The organism is bacterium, from assembly GCA_016873475.1.
Lineage (GTDB): Bacteria > Krumholzibacteriota > Krumholzibacteriia > JACNKJ01 > JACNKJ01 > VGXI01.
In genome coordinates this window covers 1-8,915 of the sequence record VGXI01000139.1, presented here as the reverse complement: position 1 = coordinate 8,915, position 8,915 = coordinate 1, and the positions used below count along the sequence as shown (strand labels likewise).

6 protein-coding genes are annotated in these 8,915 nt (G+C 69.4%); 3 read left to right on the top strand and 3 right to left on the bottom strand.

The genetic code is table 11. The annotated features are described in order from the left end of the window. Window positions 1–209: 209 nt before the first annotated feature. Window positions 210–1,448, top strand: a complete 1,239-nt coding sequence (locus tag FJ251_11040; protein MBM4118254.1) for a TIGR03087 family PEP-CTERM/XrtA system glycosyltransferase — start codon at window positions 210–212, stop codon at window positions 1,446–1,448. 47 nt (window positions 1,449–1,495) lie between these two features. On the opposite strand, the gene FJ251_11035 is transcribed toward FJ251_11040, so the two are convergent. Further along, window positions 1,496–4,429, bottom strand: coding sequence for a M28 family peptidase (locus tag FJ251_11035; protein MBM4118253.1), 2,934 nt, complete (start codon window positions 4,427–4,429; stop codon window positions 1,496–1,498). A gap of 388 nt (window positions 4,430–4,817) precedes the next feature. Here FJ251_11035 and FJ251_11030 point away from each other — a divergent pair, with 388 nt between their 5' ends. Continuing rightward, a complete protein-coding gene (locus tag FJ251_11030) occupies window positions 4,818–6,515 on the top strand; it encodes a hypothetical protein (protein ID MBM4118252.1) in 1,698 nt (565 codons plus the stop codon). Window positions 6,516–6,519: 4 nt separating this feature from the next. Here FJ251_11030 and FJ251_11025 read toward each other — a convergent pair whose 3' ends face one another. Continuing rightward, entirely contained in the window at window positions 6,520–6,942 is a 423-nt protein-coding gene (locus FJ251_11025) for a hypothetical protein (GenBank protein MBM4118251.1), read from the bottom strand. Window positions 6,943–7,406: 464 nt separating this feature from the next. Between FJ251_11025 and FJ251_11020 the strand changes: the two genes are divergently transcribed. Next, window positions 7,407–8,087 (top strand): hypothetical protein, encoded by a 681-nt coding sequence (locus FJ251_11020; protein MBM4118250.1) that lies wholly within the window; start codon window positions 7,407–7,409, stop codon window positions 8,085–8,087. 533 nt (window positions 8,088–8,620) lie between these two features. On the opposite strand, the gene FJ251_11015 is transcribed toward FJ251_11020, so the two are convergent. Then, the coding region (locus FJ251_11015) for a GNAT family N-acetyltransferase (GenBank protein ID MBM4118249.1) at window positions 8,621–8,915 on the bottom strand (295 nt) is incomplete at its 5' end.

Here is an 8,915-nt window from a genome sequence, read left to right as displayed (position 1 = left end):
GGGGCGGGCTGGTCATCGACGAGACGACGCCCGCGCGCATTGCCGCGGCGATCACCGAGCTCCGCGATCCCGCGCTGCGCGCCGAGCTGGGCGGCAAGGGCCTGGCGGCCGCGCGCCAGACCTACAATGCGGAGGCGATGCAGCAGGAGCTGCTCCGCCTCTACGCCGAGGTCCTCGGCCGGTGAGGGAAGTCGCGCGGATCAAGACCGATGGTCGTACCGAGCGGACCGCGATCAAGGAGGCATGACGTCGTGCGCATCCTCTGCCTCACCTCTCGCCTGCCCTATCCGCCCGATCGCGGGGATCGCCTGCGGGCCTTCAACTTCATCAAGCGGCTCGCCGGGGAGCACCGGCTGACGCTGGTCTCCTTCGTGGCCGCCGCGACCGAGAAGGCGCACCTCTCGGCCCTGGCACCCTATTGCGAGGCGATCCACGTGCTGCCCCTGAGCCCCGGACGGTCGGCGGCGACGGCGCTGCTCAATCTGTGGCGGCCCTTGCCCCTGCAGGCGCTCTACTACCGCTCCGGCGCCATGGACAGGCTCCTCGGCGAGATCACGGGCAGCCAGCGCTTCGATGCGGCCTACATCCACCTCTTTCGCATGGCGCCCTATGCGGCCCGCCTGCGGGGGCTGTATCGCATCGTCGACCTGACCGATGTGATCTCCAAGGAAGTGCGGCGATCGCTGCCCTATCGCCGCCCGGTCTGGCGCTTCATCTACCGCGTCGAGCAGCCGCGCATCGAGCGCTACGAGCGGCAGGTCGCCCGGACCTTCGAGGAAGTCTGGCTGATCGCCGAGGCCGAGCGGCTGTCTCTGGCAGCCGCCTGCCCGGAGTCGAACATCCAGGTCGTGCCCAACGGTGTGGATCTCGACCTGTTCAGGCCCGACGATGGACCGACAGTGCCGAACAGCCTGATCTTCGTCGGGCATCTGCGCGTGCCCCACAACATCGACGCGGCCATCCAGCTGGCGACGCACGTCCTCCCCTTGGTGCGGGACCGCGTGCCGGACTGCACGCTTGCCATCGTGGGCGCCGATCCAGCGCCGGCGGTCCTGGCCCTGGCGAGCGCGCCCGGCGTGACCGTCACGGGATTCGTGCCCGACCTGAACCGCCGTCTGAACCAGGCCAGCCTCTTCGCGGCCCCCTTGCGCTTCGCCGCCGGCGTCCAGAACAAGGTCCTGGAGGCCATGGCGGCCGGCCGGCCCGTGGTCACGAGCAGCATCGTGGCCGAGGGTCTCGGCGGCCGGCCCGGCGAGGACTTCCTGCTGGCCGACGATCCGGCGACCATGGCGGCGCAGATCGTGGCGCTGCTCGGCGACGAGAGCCGCCGCCAGCGGATCGCCCAGGCGGGCTTGCAGCTCGTGCGGGAGCGCCACAGCTGGGACCGCGTCAGCCAGCGCATGCGCGACATCGCCCAGGCGCTGGCCGGACGCGGGCCGGGGCGATGATCGGGGCGGGCTTGCACTGCATTGAGGGCTCGATCGCGCTCAGCGCCTCAGTGCAGGCGGACCAGCTTGCGGCTCAGCGTCTTGCCCCCGGCCTCCAGGCGCGTGAAGTAGACGCCCGGGGCGACCGCGTGCCCCGCCTCGTCACGGCCGTTCCAGACGGCGCCGTGCTGCCCGGCCGGCAGCTCGCGGTCCACCAGGGTGGCCACGCGGCGCCCGTCCACGCTGTAGACGCGCAGGACGGCCCGGCCCGCCGCCGGCAGCGCGAAGGCGAGCTGGGCATCGCCGCGGGAGGGATTCGGCCGCGGGGGCGCCAGGCGCAGGGCCGTCGGCAGGAAGTCCCCGGCTCCGGTCACGGGCTGGGTCAGGCCGGTCACCTCGAAGTCGTCCACCGCGGCCTCCACCAGCGAGCCGCCGGCGCCGGCGTCGCTGGCGACGAAGCGGAAGCGGACGTCGGCCGAGGGCGTGATGGTGTCCGTCAGCAGGAAGCTGCGCTGCTGCCAGCTGTTGGCCGAGGCGGTCGTGCGCTCCAGGTCCACCCAGCTCGCGCCGCCATTGGCCGAGACCTGCACCAGCCAGCTGTCCTCGCCCGGGTTGTTGCCCAGGTTGTTCGTGTACCAGCGCCAGTAGCTGACGCGCGGCTCGATGACCGTGCTGATGTCGAAGGCGGGCGTGGTCAGCGTCGTCTGGCCGCCGTCCACGTCCTCGTCGCCGGCCGCGGCGCCGGGCGCGCCCTGGCCGGTCACGAAACAGGCCACGCCCGGCGCGGCCGTGTGGTCGTCCTCGGTCTGCGCCGGCTGGCCGTTGTAGGTCGTCCCGTTGGGATCCACGCGCACCCAGAGGCCGCGGCTCGCGTTGTCGCCCGGTGCGCTCAGGCTCCAGGCGCCTTCCGCCTCGCAATCGTCGAAGAAGACGGCGCCGACCTTGAGCTGGAAGGCGGAGGCCGCCTCGTAGCCGCTCGCGGTGGCGATGGCCAGATCCAGCGGCAGCAGGGCGCCCAGGGGCGCGTCCTCGGAGACGCGGAGGCTGAAGCCGGGGCTCAGCTCCGCGGCCCCGCCGGCGGCGATCAGCGGCGAGGCGGCCTGCGGGCCGAGCACCGTCACCAGCGGCGTGCCGCTGGCGAGCAGCGCGCTCACATCGGCGGCGTCCTTGGCGCCGCGGTTGGCCAGGGTCACGGGCACCAGCAGCAGCTCGCCGGGATCGGGGATGCCGTTGCCGTTGCCCAGCGTGGCGTCATCGATGCGGTAGAAATGGTAGGCGAGATCCGGGGCCACCACCGCGAACTGGAAGGACAGCTCCTGGCTGCCCATGGTGTTGTTCATGGTCAAGGTGAAGGGAAGCGCGTCGCCGTTCGGCGCGGATCCGTCGAGGCTGAAGACGAAGGCCGCCGTGTTGCTGCCCTGCCCGCCCGCGGGGATGCTGTTCCAGGGCGCCGAGCCGTCCAGGATGGTGACGACCGGGCTGGTGGAGGCCAGGGTGCCGGTGACGCTCGTCGCCGCGGCGTTGCCGACGTTGCGCACGGTCACCCAGAGCTCCACCGTCTCGCCGGGATTGAGGATGCCGTCGCCGTCGCCGGCGGAGGGCGGCGTCGCGTCGTCGGCGATCGCCGTGGACTGCAGCACCAGGTAGGGCCCGCTCGGGTTGATGGGCACGGCCGTCTCGGCCACCGCGGCCAGGTTGGCCTTGGCACAATTGAGCACGTAATCTTGTGGATACTGCGCGATGAGGTCGCTGCAGGTGTGGTACCAGGGGCAGAAGTCGCTGCCCCAGGCCTCGTCCTCGATGGCCGTGACGGCGCGGTAGCCGTAGCTCCAGAAGGAGTAGTGGTCGCTGCCGCTCAGGTTCTCCACGAGAACGATCGGCTGCAGCGCGCCGGGCAGGTAGTCGTTGCAGGCCGTCGCCAGGATGTTGGCGTAGGGCTGCGAGGCCGAGTTCGTGTAGATCACCAGGTCCGGCGGCGCGGGATCGCTGCCCCGGTAGGCGATCATGTCCATGTTGAAGGCCGCGATGACGTTCTCGCCCGCGGCGGCGATGTCCTGCACGTACTCGCCCGAGCCGACGAGGCCCTGCTCCTCGCCGTTCCAGAGCGCGAACTTGATCGTGTAGCTGAAGAGATACTGGCGCAGGATGCGCGCGGCCTCGATGACGGCCGCGGTGCCGCTGCCGTTGTCGTCGGCGCCGGGCGCGCAGGAGTTGGGTGTGCCCGAGGTGGCGTCCATGTGCGCGCAGATGTAGACCACCTGCGTGGGATCCACCTGGCCCGGCAGCGTGGCGATGACGTTGTAGCGCGTCCCGCTCTGCTGGTAGCTATGCAGCTCGGCGGCCAAGCCCATGGCCAAGAACTCGTCGAGGATCCACTGGTTCATGACCGCGTTCTGGGGCGCGAAGGTGTAGCGCGTCACGAAGTCCTCGAGCTCCTGCCAGGTCGCCATGTAGTTGGCGCTGGTCAGGGCGCCGACCATCTCCTGGATGAGCGGATCGGCCTCGCGGTCGCGCGGCGGCGCCGGCGCGGCGGCCTGCGGCCAGGGCAGGGCGGCGGCCGGGATGCGCACCGGCTGCTTGAGCCCGGGCAGCGCGGCGGCGGCGGCGGCGGTCAAGCGAGGCGCCTGGCCGGCCGTGGCGACGATGAGCTCGTGCCCGCTGCGCAGGAGCACGCGGGCCGGTGGCTCGAACTCGGCGATGGCCGCATCGGCGACCAGGTAGGCATAGAGCGTCTCGCTCGCTGCGGGCTCCAGGCGCGTCGCCCCCAGCGCGCTCAAGTCGAGCGTCGCGCCGGCCTGGGGCCGGACCAGTCGCCCGGACTCGCCCGCATAGTAGAGATCGAGTCGCGCTGCCGCGCCGTCCAGCGCAACATCGGCGGGAAGCCAGTAGATCGCCTCCGCGGCGGCCGCGGGTGCGGCGGCAAAGCCGAGCGCAGCGAGCGCTGCGAGCGCGAGCCCGAGTCGCGCCAGACCGAGCCAGCGAGACAGCATGGGGTCCTCCATTCGCCGTCAGGGAGAGCGTGCCGCTCCGGCGGGGATGAGCGGAGCGTGAGCGCGCTCAATCATACCACTGCCCGCTTCGCCGGGCCAGGCGCCTTCAGTCCCGGCGCGGCCGTCTGCGCGTGCCGGGAGCGCACCGTGCAAACTGCATGGCCGCCGGCCGGCGCGCCGCGGCCGCCGCGCCCGGGGGCTCGATCGTGAACGCCCGGCCCGACCCCGTAGGCGTCGGCCACCGGGCCGCTTGGCGCGGGAGCCACGGCCGCTGGAATGCTGCCCGGTCTCATCCTCGCTGCGAGCCGGGGGAGGCCCCGTTCTTGTAGCAGATTCTGCCGGTCGGACGATCTGGCGCGATCGGTGCCGGCGCAGGAACCATGAAAAAGTGGAGGAGACCATGAAGGCGTTCGGGTGCGTTCTTGTTCTGGTTGGCGCGCTTGCGGTCGCCGGCACCGCGGCGGCAAGGCCGGAGTTCACGATCGGCAGCGACCCCTATCAGACGGTGTTCTCCTACCCGCACGACATCCTGCGCTGGCCCGGCGAGGCCCTGTACCTGGAGGCTTCGCCGCGCTCCCTCCCCTGGCAGGGGAACGTCACCAGCATCCACAGCCGGCCCTCGGACTCCTACACGTCGAACTACCAGGACGTGACCTTCGCCACCCCCTCCGACTACACGGGGGATCCGGCCGCGATCCGTTCCTACGCGAAGATGTCCTCCGCCATGAAGCAGAACGGGTACACGCTGGGCGCGGTGAAGGACACGCGTTACGGCCGCGTGTTGCTCGAGCTGGCCACCACATCGCTCCGGATGAACCTCGAGTCGGCGGGCGTGGCCCGGGCGCCGAATCCGGGCGGGAGCGGCTACGTCACGATTCCCTTCGCGGGCGAGACGCGCGCCGACCGCGACGAGTACGCGATCAAGCTGATCGGAGCGCGGCAGCTCTTCGGCAATCCGTTCGGATTCAAGGTGCACTACACGCGCAGGGCCGCGGACCGTCCCGAGGGATTCACTCGATTCACCCGCGACGGCACTGCGTACACCGTCCCCCACCTGACCTGGGGGTGGGCCACGCAGAGTTGCGCGCACATCTTCGGCTACTCTGGCAGCAACGTGGACGCCTTCTACCAGGACAGCTACAGCGTCTTCCGGGGGCGGCAGTGGGACTTCCAGACGAGCTACGAGCACGACGGGAACTGGAAGTCCGGCCTGCGCTATCGCACGCGCCGCGAAGACGGCGACGCCTACGGATGGGTCTATGACGACGGGTCGGAGATCACGGGCAGGTACGAGAACGACCCCTACTGGAAGGACCGCGCGTCCGCCCGACTGCTGCGCGCATACACCAAGGCGCGCTTCTTCCGACAAGGAGGCTTCGACGCCGGGATGCTCTTCCTGGCGGCGCTGAACGCCGATGCGAACACCCGCGTGAACAAGCTGGTGGCGTCGGACGAGGGATCCCGCGAAGGCCGGTCGGGCTTCGTCCTGGAGGCCAACCCCTGGTTCAACTACGCGCTGTCGCGCGGACACGTGGACTTCGGGCTGCTCTGCGAGTTGGACCGAATGGGCATGCAGAACACCGAGACCCGCTGGAACGACGTGAGCCACAGCGAGCAGGAGGACGTGCTGTGGTCGACCCAGCCCTACGAGGGCTGGAGCCCGTACTGGGAGCGCTTCTCGAAGGGTCGGGAGTGGTGCCTGGCGACCGGGTTCGAGGCCGACGCCGAGGTCACCGTGCACCGCGGATGGTCCGCCCTGATGCGCACGACCGTCCTGCGCAAGTTCACGCGAGTCAAGAAGCTCTACGGGACTTCCGAGATCCCTGCGGGGGGCAACTCGTACCAGTTCAGCCAGTCGCACCGCCGCGACGATTATCGCAACGAAATGTGGATGACCGGGGCGTTCGGCCTGTCCTATCGCCGCGGTCCCGCCACCTTCTATCTCGTGCAGGATCTGCCCACGGCGTACCTGATCCGCCAGACGACCAAGCTCGCGGACAACGAGCGGACCCTGTTCGAGCACGAGCAGCGGCGGATGTGGCAGGTGCAGGTCCCATCCGGGATGCGGCTTTTCGTGGTCTACGAACTGATGCCCTAGTCGCTCATCGGGATCCCGGTCGGCTTCTTCCCCGACAGATAGGCGCTTCCGAACGCCTTCCCGGGCCGCCCCGCGCCATCACGGAGCTGCCCATCGTGAAGGTACCCGGCAGGACCTTGACGAAACCGGGAGGCGGCACGCCATCATCGGCAAGGACACGCAAACGGCAGTTGGCTGCGATGAGACCGGGGCAATCGACCCCCGCATTCCATGCGATCTGCAGCCCGAGTCCGGGCATGACGCCGGGCCCCACGTCGCCACTCACAGTCTGGCACATGAACGCAAAGGTCAGACCGCCGTTGGTCGAGAGAGACAACCAGATCATCACCGGCAAACCACCGACGGTGTCCCGATCGTAGGTAACATCCCAGATCGCCGTGCCGGGACGCTGCTGCACCTGGACATTGCTGATCACCAGTTGGGCCATGGCCGGGCTCGCTGTCTTGGAGTCCTCTTCATGATCAACCTTCCAGCCTGCCGCTGAAGCGAGTCACTCACTTGGCCAGCAAGAGCTTCATGGATGGTCGAGTAGTCGCTCAGATGTGCGCCATCGTCGCTCGCGGCGCCGTACGGACCATCCGCAGATCAGGCGAGGCTTCGCAGATCCCGGCTCTTTGGCGCGAGTGACGGCACACCGCCGCTCCGTCCGGCCCCCCGTCGCGACAGACAGTGTGACATGTGCTCGATCGCAAGTGTCTACGTCGTTTACGTAGCCAATCCACTCGGCGCGCAACTTGCGGAAGTCTGGGCAACGCCTGCGCCCCAGGGCTCTTCATGGAGGTGACAGCGATGCGAGCAATCGCTCCTACCCTTGTTCTCTGCCTGCTCGCCTTCTCGTGCTCCCAAGACTCGCCGAGCAGACTCCATGGGGCTGGCAGTGAAGTCCAGGGCTTGACTCCCGGCCAACTGCACAATGAACTGCTTGCGCGATTCCATGCGGATAGCGGCGCGGCGCTCGATGCAGAGGCAAGGGTGGACGTCGCCCTTCGGGTCTCAAACGAGATCCTGAGCGCCTACGGTGAGCCTGCCGTGACGCGAGAGCAGGTCATCGCGTGGCAGGAGCTAGGGCGGACCTTGATGCGTGAGGCGATGAAGGAGGGGCCGCTCGCGATCGCCGATCGCCTGCTGGAGAGCGAGGAATCGCGCCTGTGGTGGCGGCGCTTCTCCGCCCGGCCTCTGACTGATGTCGCCAAGGAAGCACTGAGGCCGGAAGTGCACCCGGTGCAGCTCGGAACGAGGTGCCCGCTCGCAACGCTGGAGCCGGTATCGCGGCTGGCGGTCGCGGACATGCCCGAGGATCCCTTGCTCCAGGAATTCGTGGACATCGCGGTCCATTCAGCGGACTACTGGTCGAGGCGGCATCAGATCTCGGCTACGGCGGACTCCAGCGAGGTCTCGTCGGAGCAGCGCCTTACATTGGGCCAGAAGCTGTTCCGCCACTACTGCATCGCGACTGTCGACGGCGTGGCGGGTGCGCTCGTTGGCGTGGCCAGCGGGCCCGCGGGCGCGGTGACCGGTCCGATTGCGGGCTACCTTGCCAGCGAGGCTGGCAACTGGCTCGCTGGATGGTAGGCAGGTCGATTCCGCGCTGAGGCTCGTCGCCATGCCCCGAAGCCAGCGCCACCGGCTCCTTGGGTGGCCACTAGGAGGACTGGTATGCCCATCATACTCCTTGGGAATCTGCTCGGAGTCGCCCTGGTCTACGGCTTCATCCTGAGGTCTCCTCTGGGGATCGGGCTTGGTTGCGTGGTCGGGTATGGCGCAGCCGTGGGCTTGACCGGGGACCCGCTCGGGCTGATCCCCGCCGGGGTAGCCCTTGCGGTTGCCATCCTGCTTCGGCTACGAAGTAGGCGCCGGACGCGAGCTGCAGAGGACCAAGCTCCTAGGATGATGCAAGACCGCTAGTTGCGCCGGCCGTCGTGATCGCCTTGCGGGTGGCGCCGAGTCGATCGACGGGGCACCGCTGCTTGCGTGTTGGCTCGGAAAGGCTGCCCCTTGCTTGAAGCGCAGCACACACCCCAGAGGCTCTGCGACGGGGATACGCGCGAGGGGCCGGTCGCCGGACCGGCCCCTTCTTCCAGCGCGGGCGCGGACTCGGCGCGCCCCTACAGCTTGCAGCGCAGGATGGGCCGCGTCGGCGAGCGCCGCGCAATCTCCTCGAAGCCCGCTGCCAGGAACATCGCCGGCACGCCGGTGAAGGCGTAGATGTCCGGCACCTCGGCCTTTCTCGGCTCGGTAGGATAGGCCTCGAGCCAGCGCGCGCCCCCGGCCTTCGCGTGGCGCTTCGCCGCGGCGATCAGCGCGCGGCTCAGGCCCTGGCGCCGGTGCTCGCGGCGGATGAAGAAGCAGACCAGCGACCAAACGGGCGTCTCGTCCACGGGCTTGAGCACCGGCGAGCGC

Coding starts and splice junctions, on each gene's coding strand:
- FJ251_11040 (MBM4118254.1), top strand. CDS start 210: ATGGTCGTACCGAGCGGACCGCGATCAAGGAGGCATGACGTCGTGCGC.
- FJ251_11035 (MBM4118253.1), bottom strand. CDS start 4,429: ATGGAGGACCCCATGCTGTCTCGCTGGCTCGGTCTGGCGCGACTCGGG.
- FJ251_11030 (MBM4118252.1), top strand. CDS start 4,818: ATGAAGGCGTTCGGGTGCGTTCTTGTTCTGGTTGGCGCGCTTGCGGTC.
- FJ251_11025 (MBM4118251.1), bottom strand. CDS start 6,942: ATGGCCCAACTGGTGATCAGCAATGTCCAGGTGCAGCAGCGTCCCGGC.